The sequence below is a fragment of the Pseudomonas sp. LFM046 genome (genome assembly GCF_000949385.2).
Classification (GTDB): Bacteria; Pseudomonadota; Gammaproteobacteria; order Pseudomonadales; family Pseudomonadaceae; genus Metapseudomonas.
In genome coordinates this window covers 3,372,663-3,395,878 of the sequence record NZ_JYKO02000001.1, presented here as the reverse complement: position 1 = coordinate 3,395,878, position 23,216 = coordinate 3,372,663, and the positions used below count along the sequence as shown (strand labels likewise).

Sequence of the window (23,216 nt, the reverse complement as noted above, 5' to 3'; positions counted from 1 at the left end):
GCATGAGCAAGGTTGAAATCCTGCCGCAGGTCGCGGCATTTCTGGAGCGTCGCCACGGCTGCTTCATCGATGGCCAGTGGGTGCTGCCGGAAGGCCCCACCACGCCGGTGCTGAACCCGGCTACCGGGGAGACCATCGCCGCCGTGCCGGACGTGCCGCTGCAGTACCTGGAGCAGGCCGTGCAGTCCGCCCACAAGGCGTTCAAGTCCCGCGTCTGGTCCGGCCTGCGTCCGGCCGATCGCGAGCGCATCCTGCTGCGCTTCACCGCCCTGGTGGAAGAGCACGCCGAAGAACTGGCCCAGCTGGAGACCCTGAGCCAGGGCAAGTCCATCAACATCTCGCGCATGCTCGACGTGGGCGCCACCGTTGAGTTCATGCGCTACATGTCGGGCTGGGCCACCAAGATCGAAGGCCAGACCCTGGACGTGTCCATCCCGATCCCGCCGGGTTCGCGCTTCACCGCCTTCGCCCGCCGTGAGCCGGTAGGCGTGGTGGCCGGCATCGTGCCGTGGAACTTCCCGATGATGATCACCACCTGGAAGCTGATGCCGGCACTCGCCTGCGGCTGCACCGTGGTCATCAAGCCGGCCAGCGAAACCCCGCTGACCGCCCTGCGCCTGGCCGAACTGGCCTTCGAGGCGGGCATCCCGGCGGGCGTGTTCAACATCATCACCGGTGGCGGCAGCACCGTGGGCAATGCCCTGGCTTCCCACCCCCTGGTCAGCAAGGTGTCCTTCACCGGCTCCACCGCCGTTGGCAAGAGCGTCGGTGTGGCCTGCATGGAGAACATGACCCGCTTCGCCCTGGAACTGGGCGGCAAGAACCCGATGATCCTGCTGGAAGACGCCGACGTGGAGAAGGCGGTCCAGGGTGCGCTGCTGGGCGGCCTGCTGAACCAGGGCCAGGTCTGCGCCGCGGCTTCGCGCTTCTACGTTCACCAGTCCCGCTACGAGGAATTCGTCCAGGGTCTGGCCGCTGCCGTGAAGGGCCTGTCCATCGGCCCGGGCATGGACCAGGAGGCGGCGATCAACCCGCTGGTGTCCCGCAAGCAGCAGCAGAGCGTGCTCAGGCACATCGACCTGGCCCGCCAGGAAGGCGCCCGCGTGGTGGCCGGTGGCGAGCGCCTGGAAGGCGAGGGCTTCTTCGTCCAGCCCACCGTGCTGGCGGACGTGAACCACGACATGACCGTGGCCCGCGAGGAAGTCTTCGGCCCGGTGCTGTCGGTGATCCCGTTCACCGACGAAGACGCCATGATCGAGCTGGCCAACGACAGCCCCTACGGGCTGGCGGCCAGTCTCTGGACCAACGACCTGTCCAAGGCGATGAACCTGGTACCGCGCATCGAAGCGGGCACCGTCTGGGTCAACGCCCACGTGCTGCTGGACCCGAACATGCCCTTCGGCGGCGTGAAGCAGTCCGGCATGGGCCGCGAGTTCGGCCGCGCGGTGATCGAGGCGTATACCGAGCTCAAGTCGGTCTGTATCTCCCACTGAACCAAACCCTCGATTTCCGGCAGGTGCCCAAGCGCCTGCCGGTTTTTTTTGGGGAGGGTGGAAAAGGTTTCCTACAGAAAGAGCAATTCGGCGCCCGGCGAAAAAAGCCCGCAAATGCCCCGATCTACGCCGTTCGCACCGTGCCGGTGCAGGGAAAACTTGCAAATGTCTTGGCTGGGCTAAGCTTTCGGCAGTCGCCCGGACCCAAGGACAGCCAGATGAGCGAACCCATCCTCAGCTTCGACGAACTCAAGCAAGCCGTTGCCAGCGGCGAGATCGACACGGTGCTGGCCTGCATGGTGGACATGCAGGGGCGATTGGTGGGAAAGCGCTTCCAGGCGGAATTCTTCGTCGATACGGCCTTTGAAGAGACCCACTGCTGCAACTACCTGCTGGCCGACGACATCGACATGGAGCCGGTGCCGGGCTATGCCGCCGCCAGCTGGAGCAAGGGTTACGGCGACTTCGTGCTGAAGCCCGACATGAGTACCCTGCGCCGGGTGCCCTGGCTGGACTGCACGGCCCTGGTGCTCTGCGATGTGCTCGATCATCACCACCGCCAAGACCTGCCCCACAGCCCGCGAGCCATCCTCAAGCGCCAGGTGGCGCGGCTGGCGGAGCGCGGCTACGTCGGCATGTTCGCCTCGGAGCTGGAGTTCTATCTCTTCGACGAAAGCTACGACGCCATTCACCGGCGCAACTACAGCCACCCGAAGACGGCCTCTCACTACATCGAGGACTACAACATCCTCCAGACCACCCGCGAAGAGCCGGTGGTGCGGGCGATCCGCAAGCACTTGCAGGCCTGCGGCGTGCCGGTGGAGAACTCGAAGGGGGAGTGGGGGCCGGGGCAGGAGGAGATCAACGTCCGCTACGCCGACGTGCTGACCATGGCCGACCGCCACGCCATCATCAAACACGCCTGCAAGGAGATCGCCTACCAGCAGGGCAAGTCCATCACCTTCATGTCCAAGTGGCGCTACGACCTGGCCGGCTCCAGCTGCCATGTGCACAGTTCGCTCTGGGACAAGAAGGCCAAGAAGGCACTGTTCTTCGACGGCAAGGACGAGTTCGGCATGTCCAAGCTGATGCGCGCCTGGGTGGCCGGACAGGTCAAGTACGCCAGTGAGATCACCTATTTCCTCGCGCCCTACATCAACTCCTACAAGCGCTTCCAGGCCGGGACCTTCGCACCGACCCGTGCCGTGTGGAGCCGGGACAACCGCACTGCCGGCTTCCGCCTCTGCGGCGAGGGCAGCAAGTCGGTGCGTATCGAGTGCCGCATAGGGGGCGCCGACCTGAACCCCTATCTCGCCTTTGCCGCACTGATCGCCGCGGGCCTGGCGGGCATCGATGAAAAACTCGAACTGGGCGCGCCCTATGTGGGGGACGCCTACCAGAACGACCAGCTTCCGGAGGTCGACAAGACCCTGCGTGACGCCACCGCTGCCCTCAAGGGCTCGGCCATGCTGCGCAAGGCCTTCAGCGACGAGGTGATCGACCACTACGTGCACACCGCCGAGTGGGAGCAGAAGGAATACGATAGGCGCATCACCGACTGGGAATTGCAGCGTGGATTCGAGCGCTACTGAGCAGCTTTGAAGTCCGGCCAGCGGCGGGTTCGGGCACGACCACTGGCCGGTTTGTAACGGGGATGGGAGCAGTACGACAGGACGTCGCAGCGCAGGCGGGGAAGGTGCCCGAACCGCCGCATGGAGCAATCCATCGCCATTCCCAACAAAGGGCACCCACGATGAAAACTGCAAGCCAACACGGCTCCGCGCATCAGGACGATGACGTCAAGCTGTTGCACAGCATGGGCTATGCCCAGGAGCTGTCGCGGCGCATGGGGCTGTTCTCCAACTTCGCGATTTCCTTTTCCATCATTTGCATCCTCTCCGGCGGCATCAACTCGCTGGCGCAAGGCATCTCCGGCGCCGGTGGCGCGGCCATCGGCATCGGCTGGCCGCTGGGCTGCATGATCTCCGGGGTGTTCGCCGTGGCCATGGCGCAGATCTCCTCGGCCTATCCCACCGCCGGCGGGCTGTACCACTGGGGTTCGATCCTCGGTAACCGCTTCACCGGCTGGCTCACCGCCTGGTTCAACCTGCTGGGGCTGGTGACGGTGCTGGGGGCGATCAACGTCGGCACCTACTATTTCTTCTTCGGTGCCTTCGGCCCGATGCTGGGGATGGAAGACACCACCACCACGCGCATCATCTTCCTCGCCATCCTCACGGGTGCCCAGGCGCTCTGTAACCACTTCGGCATCGGGCTCACGGCGAAACTCACGGACTTCTCCGGCTACCTGATCTTCGCCACGGCCATCGCCCTGACGGTCATTTGCCTGGCTGCCGCGCCAAGCTACGAGTTCTCCCGCCTGTGGACCTTCGGCAACTTCTCCGGCGCGGCCGGGGGCAACGTCTGGCCGGAGGTGTCCAACAGCTGGATCTTCTGGCTCGGCCTGCTGCTGCCGATCTACACCATCACCGGCTACGACGCTTCGGCCCACACCTCGGAAGAAACCGTGCAGGCGGCCCAATCCGTGCCGCGTGGCATGGTGATGTCGGTGGTCTGGTCGCTGCTGTTCGGCTGGCTGATGCTGAGCGCCTTCGTGCTGATGCTGCCGAGCCTGGAAGAAGCCGCCGCCCAGGGCTGGAACGTGTTCTTCTGGGCCATGGACACCCAGGTGAACGCGGCGGTGAAAGAGCTGCTCTACCTGGCCATCTTCATTTCCCAGGTGCTCTGCGGCTTGGCCACCGTGACCTCGGTCTCGCGGATGATCTTCGCCTTCGCCCGGGACGGCGGCCTGCCGGCCTCCAAGGTGCTGGCCAGCGTGTCGCCGGCTCACCGGACCCCGGTGGCCGCGATCTGGACCGGTGCCACCCTGGCGGTGCTTTTCGTCTGGGGCTCGTCCCTGGTGTCCATCGGTGAAACGCCGGTCTACACGATCGTGGTGTCCTGTACCGTCATCTTCCTGTTCTTCTCCTTCATCATTCCCATCGTCCTCGGGCTTTTCGCCTTTGGCACGGAGAAGTGGCCGCGCATGGGCCCGTGGAACCTGGGGCGCGGGCTCTATTCGCTCGTGGCGATTCTCTCGGTGATCTCGATGGCACTGATCTTCATCATCGGCATCCAGCCGCCGAACGATTGGGCGCTGTACATCACCATCGGCTTCCTGATCCTTACCGGCATCATCTGGTTCGCCTTCGAGGCACGGCGCTTCCAGGGACCGCCCATCGGCGACATGATCGCCCGCCGCCAGGCAGAGATTGCCGCGGCGGAAGAGGCGTTGAACAAGTAACCCTCGCCGGCGCCCCTGTCCCGTTGGGAAAGGGGCGCCGCGTCCTTAGTGCGCGGCTTCGATGCGAATGCCGTGTACTTCGACCTGATCGCCAGGCTTGAAATGCTGACCGGGGGACCGGAAGCGCTGCATCGAGCCGTCGTCGGTCTTTACCAGGTAGGCCGGTTCTGCCAGGCCACTGGCTTGCTGCGCGGCGCCGCCGAGGGCACCAAGCATCATTCCGGTCATGCCGCCGGTGGCTTTGCCGACGGTGGTGTCAGGGGTTTCGGAGAGGACTTCTGCCGCGAATACGGCGGGGGAGCAGAGCCAGCGGCGTTCCGCTATCCCGTGGACGTGCGCTCCGGAGCGTCGTGCCGCGTTTTCGGTGCGCACAGCGCACCCTACGAGGGGTCGAGCGTTGGCTTGAGATGGCGGGCCGGTCTGTTCACGCCCGGCGTGCGTAGCTGACCGTCAGCATCTCCCACTGATGCCCGTCCGGTTCGTTCCAGTAGACGATGGCGCCGCCGTGGGTTGTGTCCACCTGGTGATCCACCGGCCCGTGGACGTTGCTGCGATAGGGAATTCCGGCCTTCCGGATGCGCTGGAGGATCGCCTCGAACGCCTCCGGGCTGACGCGGAAGCAGAAGTGGATCAGCGGGAAGGGCTCGCCCCACTCATCGAAATCCAGGGTCAGGCCGTCGTTCACGTACACCGGCACAAAAGGCCCGATGCCGGTTTCCGACCAGGGCACGTCGAGCAATTCAGCCAGGAGTCTTGCCGACCGCACTTTGTCGCGGGCCGGCACCATCAGGTGATCGAGCTGAATGGACATGGAACCCTCCTTTGCGCTGCAACCTTCCATCCAGACTAACTGCAGAGCAAAACCGGCAGCAGCGCCAGCCAGTCGGACGAAACGCGAGGTGGAGGGCAGGGGCGTAGGGTGGGCTTCAGCCCACCCGGCTCGGCGTCAGGGCCGGGCAACGATCAGTTCAGCCGATACCGCGCCAGCTCGTCGCGGGTCAGCACGCGCATGCTGGTGGGCGCGATGCTGTTCATGTCGTCCAGCAGGCTGGCGGGCACGTTCATTTCCTTGAGGTAGGCCACCGGGCTGTAGCGGATGCCGGTGGCGGCATCGGCCAGGGCGGAATCGCCGCCGGGGAAGTAAGGGCGATGCAGGCCAACGTAGCCGCGCACCGTTTTGCTGCGACCAGCGGCCAGCAGGTAGACGCAGCTGCCCTGGCAGACGCCGTTGCTGGGCACCATCACGTCGAAGCCGGTTTCCCGCAGCAGGCGACCCATGCGAATGGCCTCGGTGACGCTGCCGCCGATGCTGTCCAGCAGGACCAGCTTGCGATCGAACTTGCCCGGATTGGCGCGCAGGCCCTGCATCAGGGCTTCGTAGTCACCGGGGGCGACGTCTTCGGAAATCTGCACGGCCAGGATCCGGCCCGCCTTGCTGTGCTGAACGGGCAGGACCTCCACCTTGGCCAAGGCGGCGGCCGAACTGAGGGTGGCAAGGCAGAATACGGCGGCCCGGATTGCGGTACGGCTCATGGAACAGGCACTTCCTGCGGGTACTGGCGACGGCTGGAGAAGATACCCGCAAAGGGTGCACGGGCTCCAGATGGCCACGCAAGGCGGTTTCGTCGGCAGGATCGGTGTCCAGGCGCCTACCCCTCGTCTCACTCCCAATCATCCGGCTTCTTGTCCTTGCTCGGCGCGTTGTTGCTCATGCGCTTCACATCCGGCGCCGGCACCTGTTCCGGTTTCGGGCTGGGGCCTTGCGGCGCAGGCGCGGGCTTGCGGACGTTGGGGTCGGTGTTCATGGCGGGCACCTCTGGCTGGGTCTCCCCACTAAGCGCAGCACACGGCAGCGCATCGTGCCGGCCGCCGGTCGGCTTCGGGCCCGATTGGCGCCAGGGCATAGACTGAAAGTATCCCGCCAACCGGAGACACGGCCATGAGCAGCACTGTCGACCCAAACACGCGGCCTCCCTATGACCCGCTGATCCAGGACATCGCCGACTATGTGCTGGGCTACCAGGTCGAGTCTGCCGAGGCGCTGGATACCGCGCGCAACTGCCTGATGGACAGCCTCGGCTGCGCCTTCCTGGCCCTGCGCTTTCCCGAATGCACCAAGCTTCTCGGTCCGCTGGTGGAAGGCACCCAGGTGCCCCATGGCGCGCGGGTACCGGGCACCAGCTATCGGCTGGACCCGGCCAAGGCCGCGTGGGACCTGGGAACCCTGATCCGCTGGCTGGACTTCAATGACACCTGGCTGGCGGCCGAGTGGGCTCACCCCTCCGACAATCTCGGCGGCATCCTGGCCGTGGCCGACCACTTGTCGCAGGTGCGCGTTGCCCGGGGAGACGCCCCGCTGACCATGCGGCTGGTGCTGGAGGCCATGGTCAAGGCCCATGAAATCCAGGGCGTCATGGCCCTGGAGAACGCCTTCAATCGCGTGGGCCTGGATCACGTGGTGCTGGTCAAACTGGCGTCCACCGCCGTCTGCGCCTGGCTGTTGGGCGCCGACCGCGAGCAACTGCTCTCGGCCATCTCCCATGCCCTGGTGGATGGCCAGGCCTTGCGGACCTACCGCCATTCCCCCAACACCGGGTCACGCAAGTCCTGGGCGGCGGGGGACGCTACCAGCCGTGGCGTGCGGCTGGCCGATATCGCCCTGCGTGGCGAAATGGGCATTCCCGGCGTGCTGAGCGAGCCCCAGTGGGGCTTCTACGACGTGTCGTACAGCCACACGAACAAGGACCTGGCCACCAAACCGGAGGAACAGCGCCGCTTCAGCCTGCCCCAGGGTTTTGGCTGCTACGTGATGGAGAACGTGCTGTTCAAGGTTCGCTTCCCCGCCGAGTTCCATGGCCAGACCGCCTGCGAGGCGGCGGTGCGCCTGCATCGCCAGGTCCGCAACCGGGTGACGGAGGTGGATCGCATCCGCATCACCACCCAGGAATCGGCCATCCGCATCATCAACAAGACCGGCCCCCTGGCCAACGCCGCCGACCGCGACCACTGCATCCAGTACATGACGGCGGTGGCGCTGGTCTACGGCAACCTGGTGGCCGAACACTACGAAGACGACTTCCATCAGGCCCATCCGGTCATCGATCGGCTGCGCGACCGGATGGAGGTGGTTGAAGACCCGCGCTACAGCCGCGAGTACCTGGAGCCCGACAAGCGCTCCATCGCCAACGCCGTGCAGGTGTTCTTCAAGGACGGCAGCAGCACCGACAAGGTGGAGGTGGAGTACCCCCTCGGCCACCGCCGCCGGCGTGGCGAGGGTATTGCGCTGCTGGAGGAGAAATTCCGGGCCAACCTGGCCACGCGTTTCGCCGCTGACCGTTGCGCGCGCATCTTCGCCTTGTGCAAGGACCAGGCGGCGCTGGAGGCGATGCCGGTGGAGCGCTTCATGGACTTGCTGGTGCTCTGATCCCACGGCGGCGGGCTGGAAGCCGCTGTTCAGAGGGCGCCGTGCATTCCGTCAGGAACGGAGGGCGGCGGGTGTCAGGCCCGTATACTGGATGAACCTTGGTCGGACGTGCTGAGCGTTCGTTGGAGTGGGGCGGGCGAAGCCGCAGGGGCGTGGGGCGCGGTTTCCCGGAAAGGACAGGCTGGCCGATAGGCCCGTGGGGTTGGCAGACCGCTATGAGCGGTTCGAATTGTCCTGCCGGTTCAGTGGCGGGGCAGGGTCCGGTCCTGTTCCATCCGCTGGCGCGTAATGTGCTGGGTTGGCTGATCGCCGTCGTCATGGCGGTGCTGGTGGGGTGCGCTTCGCCGCGGGCGCCCGAGGTCCTGCCGCCGATAGAGGTATCTCCAGGCACCTGGCGTGAGGTCGATCGGGACATCGTCGCCGCGTCGCTGGCCGCGACGGGAGAAGCGAGGACCTACGCCCAGGCCTCCATGGAGCACTGGATGGACCTCGTCTACCAGCGCACCGATTCCGATTACATCCCCTGGTTCTCCAGTTTCTGGACCCGAAAGTGGCTCAGCATCAAGGTGGCCTTTTACCGGCTGAACTCCGACGGTGACCGGCAAAAGACCGTCGACCGGCTGGCCGCCGACCTGCAGGAGGCCTACGACGATCGTGTGCTGGAACCGGTCGCTCGGGAAACCAGCCCTGACCAGATCATGGAGCAGGCCACCCGGCTCTATATCCAGAAGCTCGACGAGCGCGTGCAGGTGATCCCGGAACGCTTCGGTGTGCCCGAAGACCAGTTCGACCGGCACCTGCAGAAAATCCCGGCCATCGCCCAGGCACCCACGCAATACAGCGCCAGCCTGTTCCAGGTGCTCCATGCCGATCCGCTGGAGGAGCTGCCGGCCTACGCGGCGCTGATGTCCCGCATCCGCAATTCCCCGAGCGCCGGTGCCTGGGCAACCGATGAGGGCCTGTCGAACATCACGCGGGAAACCAGCGACCAACTGGAGACGGAGATTGCCGCCAGTGGCGCGGCCAGCCTGGTGTCGGGCCTGATGGGGCGCGTCGCCGGTTCGGTGCTTTCTCTGGGGGTCACGGGCCTTGCCGCCATGATCCAGGAGAACGAACGGCCCGGCCGGGAGGCGCAACTGCGCAAGAACCTCAACGATGCCTTCGACGAGGAATGGCTGGAGTTGATGCGCAATCCGGAAACCGGGGTGATGGCCGGTGTCCTGCATGTGTCCGGACAGGTGGAGGGGAGCCTCGGACGGACAGAAACCCAGCCCATCCAGTTCGAGCCACTGCCGCCTCGGGTCGTCCCGCTGCCGTGGGATTGAAGCCTGCCGTTCCTGCTTGGCCACGCCGTCTGCTTTCCACCTTCCAGTCCCGTCGCTGTTGGGCCGGCACCCCTGTGCCAGATGCCCTGTCATGAAATGCGAAGCCACTGTCGTGCGATGAGAAGCATGGGAAAGGCCACATGCCTAGAGTCCAATCCACGGGTCCGTGACCCAATGACAAGAATTCAGATTGGAGACAAGCATGGCCAAAGCCGTTCGCTTCTATGAAACCGGGGGGCCGGAAGTACTTCGCTTGGAAGAGGTCGAGGTCGGTGATCCGGGCCCCGGCGAAGTTCGTATCCGCCACGTCGCAGTAGGCTTGAACTACGCCGACACCTATTTCCGCAACGGCACCTACCCGATCCCGCTGCCCAACGGCATTGGCGTCGAGGCTTCCGGCATCGTGGTGGCCGTGGGCGAGGGCGTCAGCAATGTTGCCCTCGGCGATCGCGTCACCTACACCGGGTTCCTCAACACCCTCGGCGCCTACAGCACCGAGCGCCTGATTCCGGCTGCGCCGCTGATCAAGCTCCCGGAGACCATCGCCTTCGAGACCGCCGCGGCCATGACCATGCGCGGGCTGACCTCGTCCTATCTGATGCGTCGCATCTACGACTTCAAGGAAGGTGACAGCATCCTGCTGCACGCCGCCGCGGGTGGTGTGGGCCTGATCGTCTCCCAATGGGCCAAGCTGCTGGGCCTGACCGTGATCGGCACCGTGTCCACTGAAGCCAAGGCCGAAGTCGCCCGCTCCCATGGCTGCGACCACGTCATCAACTACAGCGACGAAGACATCGCCAAGCGGGTGCGCGAGATCACCGGCGGGCGCGGTGTGGACGTGGTCTTCGACAGCGTCGGCAAGAACACCTTCCACGCTTCCCTGGATTCCCTCAAGCGCCGTGGCCTGATGGTCTGCGTCGGTACCGCGTCCGGCCCGATTCCGCCGTTCGACCCGGTGCTGCTGGCCATGAAAGGCTCCTTGTTCATCACGCGTCCTGCCCTGGCCGACTACATCGCCGATCCGGCGGAGAAGGCCGACCTGGTGGGTGAGCTGTTCGACCACGTCGGCAGCGGCCGGATCAACATCGACATCAACCAGCACTACGCGCTGGAGGATGCGGTCCAGGCCCATCGCGACCTGGAATCGCGCAAGACCACCGGTTCGTCGATTTTCGTTATCTGAGGCAGGGGCTGGCCATGAAAGTAGAACAATTAACGTGTGCCATCGGTGCTGAAATCAGTGGTGTGAACCTGGGCGATGCTGCCCGCAGTGATGATCTCTTTGCGGAGATCCGCCAACTCCTGCTCACGCACAAGGTGCTGTTCCTGCGCGACCAGGACATCAGCCGTGCCGAGCACGTGGCCTTTGCCCGCCGTTTTGGCGAGCTGGAAGATCACCCGGTGGCTGGCAGCGACCCGGAACACCCTGGCCTGGTGCGCATCTACAAGAATCCTGACCAGCCCAACGACCGTTACGAGAACGCCTGGCACACCGATGCCACCTGGCGCGAAGCACCGCCCATGGGCTGCGTGCTGCGCTGCGTCGAGTGCCCGCCGGTGGGCGGCGACACCATGTGGGCGAACATGGCCCTGGCCTACGAGAAGCTGCCCGCAGACGTGAAGGAGCGCATCGAAGGCCTGCGCGCCCGCCACAGCATCGAGTGGAGCTTCGGCGCGGCCATGCCGATCGAGAAGCGCCTGGCACTCAAGGCCATCTACCCGGACGCCGAGCACCCGGTGGTGCGCACCCACCCGGAGACCGGTGAGAAGGTGCTGTTCGTCAACGCCTTCACCACCCACTTCACCAACTTCCATACGCCCGATCGCGTTCGCTACGGCCAGGATCACACCATGGGCAGCAGCGACCTGCTGCGCTACCTGATCAGCCAGGCCTACGTTCCGGAATACCAGGTCCGCTGGCGCTGGAAGCAGAACAGCGTGGCCATCTGGGACAACCGCTCCACCCAGCACTACGCCGTGATGGATTACCCGCCCTGCGTTCGCAAGATGGAGCGTGCCGGGATCGTCGGCGACACGACTTTCTGACGACTGATCCACCGGCCGGATATCGCTCCGGCCGGACCTACTGAACAAGAACTTACCGAGGACATTTCACATGCAATTTCTCGACGATTCGCTGCACCCGGAAAACATGGAAAAGGTGGTCATCACCGTGGCCCCCTACGGCCCCGAGTGGATGCCGGCCGACTTCCCGGAAGACATCCCGGTAACCATGGATGAGCAGATCCAGAAGGCAGTCGATTGCTACGAAGCCGGCGCCACCGTGCTGCACCTCCATGTGCGCGAACTGGACGGCACCGGCTCCAAGCGCCTGTCCAAGTTCAACGAGCTGATCGCCGGCGTGCGTGAAGCGGTACCGGACATGATCATCCAGGTCGGCGGTTCCATCTCCTTCGCTCCCGAGGGCGAGGGCGAGGCGGCCAAGTGGCTGTCCGACGACACCCGCCACATGCTGGCCGAGCTGACCCCGAAGCCGGATCAGGTCACCGTGGCCATCAACACCACCCAGATGAACATCATGGAGCTGCTGTATCCGGAATACCTGGAAGGCACCTCCCTGGCCAATCCGGCCTTCCAGGCCGCCTACAGCGAGATGACCGTTCCGGCCGGCCCGGCCTGGGTGGAAGAGCACCTCAAGCGCCTGACCGCCAACGGCATCCAGCCGCACTTCCAGCTCACCGGCATCCATGCCCTGGAAACCCTCGAGCGCATGGTGCGCAAGGGCGTCTACAAGGGCCCGCTGAACCTGACCTGGATCGGTATCGGCGGCGGCTTCGACGGCCCCAACCCGTTCAATTTCTTCAACTTCATCCACCGCGCTCCGAACGGCGGCACCCTGACCGCTGAGTCGCTGCTGAAGAACGTGCTGCCCTTCAACACCATGGCCCTGGCCATGGGCCTGCACCCCCGTGTCGGCATCGAGGACACCATCATCGACCAGCACGGCAACCGCTTCACTTCGGTGCAGCAGATCCAGCAGACGGTCCGCATCGCCCACGAACTGGGCCGCGAAATCGCCTCCGGCAAGGAAGCACGCGAAATCTACAAGATCGGCGTGCAGTACAAGGACGTTGAAGAGACCCTGCGTATGAACGGCATGGCGCCGAACCGCCAGCCCGGCCAGAAGCACGTCCCGATGCGTGCCTGACCTGCGCAGCCGGTGCCGGCCCAAAAGGCCGGCACGGGTGGGACGGCGAAATGCCGTCCCACCGACTAGCGTGACAACAACAAAAAGACGCAATTGATTCAGGGTAACGCCATGGCTTACTACTCCGCCGCCACCGCCGATGTCGACGACTCGGCCGTGAACATCCCCCGTAGCTACGCATGGGTGGTATTCGCCCTGACGTTCGGCCTGCTGATCTCCGACTACATGTCCCGGCAGGTGCTCAACGCGGTATTCCCGCTGCTCAAGTCCGAATGGATGCTGAGCGACTCCCAACTCGGCCTGCTCAGCGGCATCGTCGCCCTGATGGTGGGTCTCCTGACGTTCCCGCTTTCCCTGCTGGCCGACCGCTGGGGCCGCGTTCGCAGCCTGGTCCTGATGGCCACGCTCTGGAGCCTTGCAACCCTGGGCTGCAGCCTGGCCGAAGGCTACTCGCAGATGTTCCTCGCCCGCTTCTTCGTGGGGGTAGGGGAGGCTGCCTATGGCAGCGTTGGCATCGCCGTGGTCATTTCCGTATTCCCCAAACACATGCGCGCCACCCTGACCGGTGCCTTCATGGCCGGTGGCATGTTCGGCTCGGTCCTGGGCATGGCCCTGGGCGGCGTACTCGCCGAGCACCTGGGCTGGCGTTGGTCCTTCGCCGGTATGGCGATGTTCGGTCTGCTGCTGGCAATGGTCTATCCGCTGGTGGTGAAGCAATCGCGCATTGGCGCGTCGCGCTTGCCGCAGCCGACCAACAATGACGAATTTCCCTGCCGCCGCCCCCTGAAGACGCTGTTCGCCAGCCGGTCGGTGGTCTGTGCCTATATCGGCAGCGGCCTGCAGCTGTTCGTCGGAGCGGCGGTGATGGTCTGGTTCCCCAGCTACCTGAATCGCTACTACCACATGGACACCGACCAGGCCGGCGCGGTCGCGGCCATCATTGTCCTCACCGGCGGCGCCGGCATGATCTTCTGCGGCATCCTCAGCGACCGCCTGTGCCGCAATGCCCCCGAGCGCAAGATCGCCCTGGCCATTGCCTACTGCCTGATCAGCTGCCTGCTGCTGTCCGTAGGGTTCCAGATGGCGCCCGGCGTCCCGCAGCTGGTGGTCATTGCCATGGCCATGCTGGTGGCAACCGGCACCTCCGGCCCTGCCGGCGCCATGGTGGCCAACCTGACTCACTATTCGATCCACGGCACCGCATTCGCCACCCTGACCCTGGCCAACAACATGCTGGGCCTGGCTCCCGGGCCGTACCTGACCGGTGTGCTGGCCGACCACTTTGGCCTGGACCGTGCCTTCCAGCTGATCCCGCTGATCAGCGTCGCTGCGGCCCTGGTTTTCCTTTACGGCAAGCGCCACTACCGGAATGACATCCAGAAGCTGTCGCCGCTGATGACTACTGAGGTACGCCCGTGAAACCGCTACTCGTCGAGATGGCCTTCGACTTCATTTGCCCCTGGTGCCTGATCGGCAAGCGCAACCTGCAGAAGGCGTTGCGCTCCCTGGCCATGAGCCGGTCGGACGTCCAGGTGGAAGTACGTTGGAAAGGCGTGCAGTTGCTGTCCCATCTGCCGGCGCAAGGCGTGCCTTTCGAAGAGTTCTACGCCGAGCGCCTGGGTAGTCCGGCCGCAGTGCGGGCTCGCCAGGCACAGGTGCTGGCGGCCGCCGAAATGGCCGGCGTGGACCTGGAGCTGCACCGCATCCGCGTGATGCCCAATACCGCCAACGCCCATCGGCTGTTCGAGCGCGCTGCCCAGAGTGGCACGCCTGAGCAGGTCGATGCGCTGCTGGAGCATCTGTTCTCCGCCTATTTCCAACTGGGTGCCGACCTCGGCGACCGTGGCCTGCTGCTGCGTGTGGCCGAGTCCTGCGGCTTCGACCGAGCGGCGCTGGAAGCTGTGCTGCGCGATGATGCGCAGCCCTATGTCGGGTCCGGCGCCATGATGGCCAGTAGCGTGCCGGCGTTCGTCATCGATCAGCGCCTGTCGCTGGTGGGGGCCCAGCCGCCCGAGCAGATCCTGCCCATCCTGCACCGGACCCTGCAGCACCTCGCTGCAGCCGGGGAGTGTGCGTCTTGACCGGGCTGGTGGAAGTTCCGGCGGCGCAGGTGCCGGCCGAGGGCAGCCGCACCCTGTTCCGCCACGAAGGGAAATCGGTGGTGCTGTTCAATCAGGGTGGCGTGATCTACGCCATTGACGAGGGCTGTCCGCACAACGGCGCGTCCCTCTTCGTCGGCAAGCTGGATGGCCGCCTGCTGCAGTGCCCGGCCCATGGTCTGCGTTTCGACCTGGCTAGTGGCTGTGTGCCCAATGTGCGCGGCTTCGGTGTCGCCACCTATGCCGTAGAGCAACGGCAAGGCCGGTGTTTTATCGACCTGTCCCGGCCCAGGTCCCAGGAGTCTTCGCAATGTCCGCAACAGCAATAACCGCGCTGGGTTCTCGCACCCGGGTCCTGATGCCCGGTGTAATTGTCAGCACCCTGGTCGCCGCGGCGGCCACCTTCCTCTCCGAGCACTACGGTGCCCCGGTGATGCTTTTCGCCCTGCTGCTGGGGATGTCCGTGAACTTCCTCGCCACGGACGGCGTGTGCAAGGCGGGCATCGAGTTCACCGCCCGTGAAGTGCTGCGCATCGGGGTGGCCTTGCTGGGTATCCGCATCACCCTGGGGCAGATCGCCTCCCTCGGCTGGGAGCCGGTGGCCATGGTGGTGGCCCTTGTCGCCGTGACCATCCTCGTATCCGTTGCGGCGGCCCGTGTGCTGGGCTTCAACAGCCTGTTCGGCCTGCTCACCGGTGGTGCCACGGCCATTTGCGGCGCCTCCGCTGCCCTGGCCCTGGCGGCGGCACTGCCCAGCCACCCGCAGAAAGAGCGCGCCACCCTGTTCACCGTGATCGGTGTGTCGGCGCTGTCCACCGTGGCCATGATCCTCTACCCGATGATCGCCCAGGCCGTGGGGCTCTCGCCGCTGCACGCCGGGTTCTTCATCGGCGGCACCATCCATGACGTGGCCCAGGTCGTGGGTGCCGGCTACAGCATGTCCCACGAGACGGGCGACAGCGCCACCGTGATCAAGCTGATGCGCGTGGCGATGCTGCTGCCGGTGATCCTCTGCGCGGCCATGATCACCCGCGCCCGTGGCGCCGAACCGGGCACCAAGCGCCCGCCGCTTCTGCCCTGGTTTGCCGTTGGCTTCGTGGTGCTCGCCGCGACCAACAGCACGGGCATCATTCCTCCGATGGTGCAGGAGGCCGGTAATGAGCTGTCCCGTTGGTGCCTGGTGATCGCCATCAGCGCCCTGGGCATGAAGACCCAGCTCAAGGAACTGGCCACGGTCGGTATCAAGCCGATCCTGCTGATGGTGGGCGAAACCGCCTTCCTCGCAGCCCTGGTGCTGGCGATGCTGCACTTCGGATTCTGAGTGGTACTCCCCCCACGTTGTGGGGTCATCGACGCCTGCGAAAGTGGGCATCTTTACCGCGCTGAAGCTGGTGGGACGGCTTGCAGCGCGGTTTTTTTTGAGGGGCCGGTGCGCTTCGCCCAAGGGTATTTGGCAGTCCAAGGATGTGGTAGAGCGAAGCGAAACCCATCAGCGGAGGTCGATGGGTTTCGCGGGCTCAACCCATCCTCCGGCGCTACGAAGGCGGCCGCTGGGGCAACGGCGTTGCCCTTGGCGAATGAATTCGCCCCTACAAGGAGCAGGTGCCGCACCAAATACCCCAATCGGGGGCCTATCGGGATTGCCCCAGGGAGTCCGAGCGGGGCCCGCAGAGGAGTCGGTTTGTAGGATGCGGTAGAGCGAAGCGAAACCCATCGGCGGAGATCGATGGGGCTCGTGGACTCAACCCATCCTCCGGCGCTGTGAAGGCGGCCGCTGGGGCAACGGCGTTGCCCTTGGCGAATGAATTCGCCCCTACAAGGCACAGGTGCCTCACCCAATACCCCACTCGGGGGCTTATTCCTCGGTCTTGATCTGATGCTCCCGCCGCCAGGCGGCGGGGGCCATGCCGAACTGGGTGGTGAACCAGCGGGTGAAGGAGCTGGGCGCCGAGTAGCCGAGCAGGTCGGCGATGCGGCTGAGGGAGTAGCGCGGGTTTTCCATGTAGCGCAGCACCAGGTCGCGGCGCACTTCGCTGATCAGGTCGGAGAAGGTCACCTGGCTGTCCTCCAGGCGGCGCTGCAGGGTGCGCACGTTCATCCCGAGGGACTGGGCGATCTGCTCGATGGTGGCGCGGCCCATGGGCAGCAGCAGGTAGATGGCCCGGCGCACGTCGTTCAGGGTCGATTGCGGGGCGGCGCCGGGTAGCGTTTCCACGAGGCGACGGGCGTGGCGCGCCATGGCCGGGTCGGCCAGGGGGTTGGCCTTGTCCAGGTCGGCGGCCTGGCAAACGATTCCGTTGAATTCGCTGCCGAACTCCACCTTGCAACCAAACACCCGCCGATGCAGCTGCAGCTCGGGCGGGGCGTCGTGGGTGAAGTTCACGCTCAGGGGGCGCCAGCCGGAGCCCAGCAGGGCGCTGCACATGCGAAACAGCACGCCGATCGCCAGTTCGATGCCCTGACGCACCACCACCGGCGGGTCGGTGATGATCTCTTCCCGCAGCACCACGGTCTTGCCCACTTCATCCACGAACAGCGCCAGGGATTCATTGAGCAGATGCCGGTACTGGACGATGGTTTCCAGCGCATCTCGCAGGGTCGGTTGATGGGACAGCAACAGGCTGATGGCGCCGAAGTCCGAGAGTTGGCGCGACTCCGCCATGCGCAGGCCGAACGTGGGGCAGTTGCAGGCCCGGGATGATTCCTCCAGCAAGGTAGCGACTGCCGAGGTGGGCAGGCGTTGCTCGGGATTGTCCATCAACGTCTGGCTGAGCCCCACGCGACGAAGCATCTGCTGCGGGTTGAGGCCCAGGTGCAGGGCCACTTCGTTGTAGTTGGTGAGAGCCGCTGCGCGAACCATTGGAGTCATATCGATCGCCACGCTTCCGTTGTGCCGGTTCTGGGGCTCAAGTGCCCGCTTCCGATTGTTCTTGTCGTCAAAAGAGAAGTGAATCTGTCAGCCCAAGCCTACTTAGACATTGGCTTTGATGACAATCCGTAGTTTTCCGGCGCACTGACCAGATGAAAGTTAAGCCGAGTTCTGAAAAACAGCGCATGCCGCCGACGGCGTGGCGTTGAGCAGGGAAGGCCGTAGGGCAGGGCGGAAAACCCTTGTCATGAAATGCGAAGACCCTGACGCCGTATGAAAAGCACCTCCCCCCCTGCGCCACTAATGTTTGCATCAAGAAATTCCTCAAGCCGCGATGGCGATCCCATCGAACGCAAAGGGTGATGATGTGACTGACAACAACAACGCAACCATCCTCATTGTTCCGGGCCTGCGCGACCACGTGCCCGACCATTGGCAGACGCTGCTGGCAGCGCAACTGCCCAAGGTCCGCACCGTGCCGCCGCTGGAGCACGACAAGCTGAGCCTCCCCGCACGGGTCGAGGCCATCCAGCGCGAACTGGAGCAGATCGAAGGTCCGGTGATCCTCGTCGCCCACAGCGCCGGCGTACTGATGGTGGTGCATTGGGCCGCCCGTTACAGCGCACAGATTCGTGGCGCGCTGCTGGTCACTCCGCCGGACCTCGACGCCACCTGGCCGGCCAACTACCCGACCCCCGAATCCCTGCGGGCCAATGGCTGGACCCCGCTGCCGAACAAGCCGCTGCCGTTCCCCAGCCTGGTGTGTGCCAGCGACAACGACCACCTGGCCAGCCTGGACGCCGTCCGCCGCATGGCCGAGGCGTGGGAAGGCAGGCTGGTCGAGCTGGGCAGTGTGGGTCACCTGAATCCCGCTGCGGGATACGGCGAATGGCCTTACGCCCATGAGCTGATCCAGGTGCTGGATCGCTAACCACTATCGATATCCATCTAGGCTGGGGAGACCGGCCTGCGAGGCGCTGGGCGAAGCAACAGTCCGGTGCCGGTGCAGCAAGGAGCGCGTGACAGGGTTGCAGTAGTCAATACAACAATAAGCGGAGCCAACGCATGAACAACAAAAACAATCATCACCTGAATGTGCGCAGGTGCGTCCTCGCCTCGGCAATCGCCGCCGCCGTGGGTGCGCCGTACGTGCAGGCCTTCGAAGTCGATACCGGCAACCCGGACTGGTCGATTCGTTTCGACAACACCGTCAAGTACAACTACGGTGTGCGGACCGAGAGCGCGGACAAGCGGATGCTGCGCACGCCGAACAACAACGACGGTGATTTCAACTTCCGTCATGCCGGCACCAACATCACCAACCGTGTGGACCTGCTGACCGAACTGGACGTGATCCACGGCGGCAACAAGGGTTTCCGCGTCAGTGCCGCCAGCTGGTACGACAAGGCCTACGACAACACCGGCTCCAATTCGAACCCCTTCGTCAACGGCAACGAGGCGTTCTCGACCATCGTCGGCCAGCCGCAAGCGGGTAACCCGGCATTCGGCAGTCCGCACCTCTCCAACTACGCCCAGCGTTACTACAGCGGTCCGTCTGGCGAAATCCTCGACGCCTTCGTGTTCTACAGCACCGAAGTGGGCGACGAGTCGATGTTCAGCATGAAGGCCGGCCAGCACAACGTGTACTGGGGCGAGACCATCCTCAACCCGGTGCATGGCATCAGCTACGGCCAGTCCGGCCTGGACCTGGCCAAACTGGCCGCCGCGCCCGGCACCGAAGCCAAAGAGCTGTTCGTTCCGCGCAACCAGCTTTCCGCGTCCTTCACCATCAACCCCGAGCTGACCGTGGCCGCCCAGTACTTCCTGGATTGGGATGCCGCCCGCCTGCCGGAAGCCGGCACCTACTACGGAAGCTCCGACCTGGTGGGCTTCGGCGCCCAGTCTTTCCTTCTCGGCCACACCGGTGGTCCGGGCCTGGCGGGGCCGAGCGGCACCCTCACCACGGTGCGTCGTGGTCATGACTTCGAGCCGGACAAGCGTGGTGACTGGGGCGTGATGCTCAAGTGGTCCCCCGAATGGCTGGATGGCACCCTCGGCGCCTATTACCGCAAGACCTCGGAAATCCTGCCGCAGGCGGTACTGAATGCCACCGGGCTGACGATTCGCGGTACCACACCGCTGCCGGCTGGCGCGATTCCCAACCTGCGCAGGTCCATCGCCACCACGGACTACAAGTTCGCATATGCCGATGACATCGACATCTTCGGCCTGAGCCTGTCCAAGGAAGTCGCCGGCATCAGCGTGGCCAGTGACCTGAACGTTCGCCACAACATGCCTCTGGCGAGCATCCCGGCCATCCTCAGTGCCCCGGGTCGGGCTGGCCTTGCAGGCGGCTTGGGCCTGCCGGCAGCAGTGTTTTCCCCCCGCGATCCGAGCACGGGTGTTATCACTGACGTGCCTAGCGACGGCGACAGCCTGAGCGCCACCGGTGACACCCTGCACTGGACCCTGAACGGCCTGATGACCATCGGCGATACGCCGGTGTTCGACTCCGCCTCGCTGCTGGCCGAGCTGTACTACAGCAACTTGCTGGAGCTCGATAGCAAGAACGAAGCGCTTTACAAGGGCAAGGACACCTACCACGGCATCGACAAGCCGACCCGCGACAACTGGGGTCTCGCGGTCAACTTCACCCCGACCTGGTACCAGGTATTCCCGGGTGTGGACCTGAGTACGCCGATGTCCGTCAACGTGGGTCTGGACGGTGTATCCCCGGTCCAGGGCGGCGGCGCAGAAGACACCGGCACCTACTCGGTAGGTGTAGGCGCGGCCATCTACAACCAGTACTTCGTCGACCTGAAATACGTCGATTCCTTCGGCGAAACCAAGAAGTGCGAAGACGGTGCCAACGACGGCGCCACTCCTAACGCATTGGATGCCACGCAGCGCTACACCTGCTTCGCCGGGGGTTATTCCTCCTTCTCCGGCGGCGGGGCTACCACGGAAGACCGTGGCGCGGTTTACCTGACTTTCAAGACCACCTTCTGATATCCGCATCGCTCGTAAACGAGCAGGAGACCTACGAGATGAAATTCGTGAAAACTCTGATGGCGGCTTCCCTCGCGGTGGCCTTCGCTGGTAGCGCATTCGCAGCCGTTTCTCCCGACGAAGCTGCCAAGCTGGGCGCCAGCCTGACCCTGGTGGGCGCAGAGAAAGCAGCCAACGCCGATGGTTCCATTCCCGCCTACGAAGGTGGCCTGACCACCGCTCCGGCCGGCTTCAAGTCCGGCGACAGCATGCGTCCGGACCCCTTCGCCAGCGAGAAGCCGGTGCTGGTGATCGATGGCAAGAACGTCGACCAGTACAAGGACCAGCTCACCGCTACCACGGTGGAACTGGCCAAGCGTTATCCGGGCTTCCGCGTCGACGTGTTTCCGACCCACCGCACGGTGGCCATGCCCAAACCGGTGCTGGACAATGCGGTGAAGAACGCCACCGGCGCCAAGTCCGCCAATGGCGGCCTGGCCATCGAAAACGTACTGCCGGGTGTTCCGTTCCCGATTCCGCAGTCGGGCGCCGAGGCCATGTGGAACCACCTGCTGCGCTACCAGGGTGTGACCATCAACTCCAAGTACGACTCCTGGAACGTTGACGCCGCCGGCACCGCGACCCTCGCCACCACCGGCCAGGCGTTCATCAACTACCCGATCTATGAAGACCTGAACAAGCCCATCGCCAATACCGACGTGTATTACCAGATGAAGCTGTACTACTCGGGTCCGGCCCGCCGCGCCGGCGAGGCGATCATGCTCAAGGACGCCGCCAATGCCGTCGAGCAGCCGCGCCGCGCCTGGCAGTACCTGCCCGGTCAGCGCCGCGTGAAGCTGGCGCCGAGCCTGGCCTACGACACCCCGAACCCGGGTACCGCCGGTGCCGGCACCTACGATGACGTGTTCGTCTTCAACGGCGCGCTGGACCGCTACGACTGGAAGCTGGTGGGCAAGCAGGAAATGATCGTGCCCTACAACACCTACGAGCTGACCTACGCCCAGGACCCGAAGACCCTGACCACCCCCAACCACCTGGCGCCTGACCACGTGCGCTGGGAAAAGCACCGCGTCTGGGTCGTGGAAGGCACCCTGAAGGCCGGCGCCCGCCATATCTACGCCAAGCGTCGCTTCTACCTGGACGAGGACAGCTGGGTCGCCCTGGCGTCTGACCAGTACGACGCCCGCGGCCAGATCTACCGTGGCTCCTTCGCCTTCCTCAGCCAGAGCTACGACAAGGAAGTACCGGACACCACCCCGTTCGTGATCTACGACCTGGTGGGCAACTCCTACAACATCAACGGCATCGTTGGCCCGTACGGCGGCATCCGTTACATCGACCCGCTGACCAAGGCTCAGTGGGCAGCCGAGTCCCTGGCTGGCGCCGGCATTCGCTAAGCCAGGTTGGTTGCCGCCCCTGGGCATGGGGGCGGCAACCCCCCTTTTTTTCGAGGACGTCCCATGTTTTCCTTCAAATTCGTCGCCGTGGGCCTGGCTCTGATGGTCGGTAATGCCAACGCCGAACCCATGGTGGATGTGCTTGACCTCCCGGCCCAGCACAGCGAGCTGGCTGTGCGCAGCCCGCTGCTCGATGTGGCCCAGGCAGGTCCGCGGCTGGTTGCCGTGGGGCAGCGCGGCCACATTCTTTATTCCGATGACAACGGCAAGAGCTGGGCCCAGGCCAGCGTGCCGGTCAGTTCCGATCTCACCGCCGTGCAATTCCCCACCCCGGCCCAGGGCTGGGCGGTGGGCCATGACGGCGTGGTGCTGCACAGCAGTGACGGCGGCGCCACCTGGGTGAAGCAGCTCGACGGCCGCCAACTGGGCCGCCTGATGCAGGATTACTACAGTGCCCGGCCCGATGCCGGGCAATGGCTCGACGAAGGCAAGCGCATCGAGGCCGAAGGGGCGGACAAGCCCTTCCTCGATGTCTGGTTCGACGATGAAAGCAACGGCTTCGTCGTGGGCGCCTTCAACCTGATCTTCCGTACCCGCGACGGCGGCCGGAGCTGGGAGCCGTGGATGGATCGCACTGACAATCCGTCCTCCTATCACCTCAACGCCATTGCCGGTGACGGGCAGCACCTGTTCATCGCCGGGGAGCAGGGCCTGTTGCTGCGTCTCGATGACAGCGGCGAGCGCTTCCAGGCCCTGACGTCGCCCTACGAGGGCAGCTACTTCGGTATCAGCGTCCAGCCTGGCCTGGCCCTGGCCCACGGCCTGCGCGGCCATGCCTTCCGCAGCACCGATGGCGGCCTCAGCTGGACCCCGGTCAACACCGGACTCAACGCCAGCATCACCGCTTCCACCCGTGACGCATCGGCGCACCTTTACCTGTTCAGCCAGACCGGCCAGGCGCTGGTCAGCGGTGACAACGGAGCCAGCTTCACGGCCGTGGACATCGGTCCGCCGGTTCCCGTCTACGGTGCGCTGGTCTCCCCTGAGGCCGGTTTGTTGCTGGTCGGTGCTCGCGGCGTCAGCCAGCGTCCCCTGGCCAGCGCCAAACAAGAATAAGAGAGAGGCAG

The 23,216-nt window shown here is 64.9% G+C and carries 21 protein-coding genes; 16 read left to right on the top strand and 5 right to left on the bottom strand.

The window, feature by feature from the left end:
- The first annotated feature begins 2 nt into the window (after positions 1 to 2).
- From TQ98_RS15555 to TQ98_RS15545, 3 genes are all read left to right on the top strand, one after another.
- Positions 3 to 1,493: an aldehyde dehydrogenase family protein gene (locus TQ98_RS15555; protein WP_044874351.1), complete on the top strand. Its 1,491-nt coding sequence runs from the start codon at positions 3 to 5 to the stop codon at positions 1,491 to 1,493.
- A 218-nt stretch (positions 1,494 to 1,711) separates the two neighbouring features.
- The gene (locus TQ98_RS15550; protein ID WP_044874352.1) at positions 1,712 to 3,085 is read left to right on the top strand and encodes a glutamine synthetase family protein; all 1,374 of its coding nucleotides are present in this window, start codon (positions 1,712 to 1,714) and stop codon (positions 3,083 to 3,085) included.
- 161 nt (positions 3,086 to 3,246) lie between these two features.
- A complete protein-coding gene (locus TQ98_RS15545) occupies positions 3,247 to 4,797 on the top strand; it encodes an amino acid permease (protein WP_044874353.1) in 1,551 nt (516 codons plus the stop codon).
- A gap of 45 nt (positions 4,798 to 4,842) precedes the next feature.
- Here TQ98_RS15545 and TQ98_RS15540 read toward each other — a convergent pair whose 3' ends face one another.
- The 4 genes from TQ98_RS15540 to TQ98_RS27915 all read right to left on the bottom strand — a co-directional run bounded on the left by TQ98_RS15540 (position 4,843) and on the right by TQ98_RS27915 (position 6,602).
- Entirely contained in the window at positions 4,843 to 5,121 is a 279-nt protein-coding gene (locus TQ98_RS15540; protein ID WP_044874700.1) for a hypothetical protein, read from the bottom strand.
- 100 nt (positions 5,122 to 5,221) lie between these two features.
- Positions 5,222 to 5,608 carry a VOC family protein gene (locus TQ98_RS15535; protein WP_044874354.1) on the bottom strand — a complete coding sequence of 129 codons (387 nt, stop codon included), beginning with the start codon at positions 5,606 to 5,608 and terminating at the stop codon, positions 5,222 to 5,224.
- 152 nt (positions 5,609 to 5,760) lie between these two features.
- On the bottom strand, positions 5,761 to 6,330 hold the full coding sequence (locus TQ98_RS15530) for a periplasmic-like protein (protein ID WP_044874355.1): 570 nt from the start codon (positions 6,328 to 6,330) through the stop codon (positions 5,761 to 5,763).
- Positions 6,331 to 6,458: 128 nt separating this feature from the next.
- Positions 6,459 to 6,602, bottom strand: coding sequence for a hypothetical protein (locus TQ98_RS27915; RefSeq protein WP_177410175.1), 144 nt, complete (start codon positions 6,600 to 6,602; stop codon positions 6,459 to 6,461).
- Positions 6,603 to 6,736: 134 nt separating this feature from the next.
- Between TQ98_RS27915 and prpD the strand changes: the two genes are divergently transcribed.
- The 9 genes from prpD (at position 6,737) to TQ98_RS15485 (ending at position 16,135) form a co-directional block, all read left to right on the top strand.
- Positions 6,737 to 8,221 (top strand): 2-methylcitrate dehydratase, encoded by a 1,485-nt coding sequence (gene prpD / locus TQ98_RS15525; RefSeq protein ID WP_044874356.1) that lies wholly within the window; start codon positions 6,737 to 6,739, stop codon positions 8,219 to 8,221.
- A gap of 215 nt (positions 8,222 to 8,436) precedes the next feature.
- Positions 8,437 to 9,546, top strand: coding sequence for a hypothetical protein (locus TQ98_RS15520; protein WP_242443144.1), 1,110 nt, complete (start codon positions 8,437 to 8,439; stop codon positions 9,544 to 9,546).
- Positions 9,547 to 9,748: 202 nt separating this feature from the next.
- Positions 9,749 to 10,729 (top strand): quinone oxidoreductase, encoded by a 981-nt coding sequence (locus TQ98_RS15515; RefSeq protein WP_044874357.1) that lies wholly within the window; start codon positions 9,749 to 9,751, stop codon positions 10,727 to 10,729.
- A 14-nt stretch (positions 10,730 to 10,743) separates the two neighbouring features.
- Positions 10,744 to 11,592, top strand: a complete 849-nt coding sequence (locus TQ98_RS15510; RefSeq protein ID WP_044874358.1) for a TauD/TfdA family dioxygenase — start codon at positions 10,744 to 10,746, stop codon at positions 11,590 to 11,592.
- 70 nt (positions 11,593 to 11,662) lie between these two features.
- Entirely contained in the window at positions 11,663 to 12,715 is a 1,053-nt protein-coding gene (locus TQ98_RS15505) for a 3-keto-5-aminohexanoate cleavage protein (protein WP_044874359.1), read from the top strand.
- Positions 12,716 to 12,826: 111 nt separating this feature from the next.
- The gene (locus TQ98_RS15500; RefSeq protein ID WP_044874360.1) at positions 12,827 to 14,134 is read left to right on the top strand and encodes an MFS transporter; all 1,308 of its coding nucleotides are present in this window, start codon (positions 12,827 to 12,829) and stop codon (positions 14,132 to 14,134) included.
- Positions 14,131 to 14,796: a DsbA family oxidoreductase gene (locus TQ98_RS15495; RefSeq protein ID WP_044874361.1), complete on the top strand. Its 666-nt coding sequence runs from the start codon at positions 14,131 to 14,133 to the stop codon at positions 14,794 to 14,796. The genes TQ98_RS15500 and TQ98_RS15495 overlap by 4 nt, the downstream gene beginning before the upstream one ends.
- A complete protein-coding gene (locus tag TQ98_RS15490) occupies positions 14,793 to 15,143 on the top strand; it encodes a Rieske 2Fe-2S domain-containing protein (protein ID WP_044874362.1) in 351 nt (116 codons plus the stop codon). Before TQ98_RS15495 ends, TQ98_RS15490 begins: the two co-directional genes overlap by 4 nt.
- Complete coding sequence (locus tag TQ98_RS15485) at positions 15,125 to 16,135, top strand: putative sulfate exporter family transporter (protein WP_044874363.1); 1,011 nt, start codon at positions 15,125 to 15,127, stop codon at positions 16,133 to 16,135. The genes TQ98_RS15490 and TQ98_RS15485 overlap by 19 nt, the downstream gene beginning before the upstream one ends.
- Positions 16,136 to 16,669: 534 nt before the next feature.
- On the opposite strand, the gene TQ98_RS15480 is transcribed toward TQ98_RS15485, so the two are convergent.
- Positions 16,670 to 17,674, bottom strand: coding sequence for an AraC family transcriptional regulator (locus TQ98_RS15480; protein WP_082073281.1), 1,005 nt, complete (start codon positions 17,672 to 17,674; stop codon positions 16,670 to 16,672).
- A 376-nt stretch (positions 17,675 to 18,050) separates the two neighbouring features.
- On the opposite strand from TQ98_RS15480, the gene TQ98_RS15475 reads away from it, so the two are divergent.
- From TQ98_RS15475 to TQ98_RS15460, 4 genes are all read left to right on the top strand, one after another.
- Positions 18,051 to 18,614: an alpha/beta hydrolase gene (locus tag TQ98_RS15475; RefSeq protein WP_242443142.1), complete on the top strand. Its 564-nt coding sequence runs from the start codon at positions 18,051 to 18,053 to the stop codon at positions 18,612 to 18,614.
- Positions 18,615 to 18,748: 134 nt separating this feature from the next.
- Entirely contained in the window at positions 18,749 to 20,692 is a 1,944-nt protein-coding gene (locus TQ98_RS15470) for a DUF1302 domain-containing protein (RefSeq protein ID WP_044874366.1), read from the top strand.
- Positions 20,693 to 20,730: 38 nt separating this feature from the next.
- Positions 20,731 to 22,089, top strand: coding sequence for a DUF1329 domain-containing protein (locus TQ98_RS15465; RefSeq protein WP_044874367.1), 1,359 nt, complete (start codon positions 20,731 to 20,733; stop codon positions 22,087 to 22,089).
- A 63-nt stretch (positions 22,090 to 22,152) separates the two neighbouring features.
- Positions 22,153 to 23,205 carry a YCF48-related protein gene (locus TQ98_RS15460; protein WP_044874368.1) on the top strand — a complete coding sequence of 351 codons (1,053 nt, stop codon included), beginning with the start codon at positions 22,153 to 22,155 and terminating at the stop codon, positions 23,203 to 23,205.
- Positions 23,206 to 23,216: the final 11 nt, after the last annotated feature.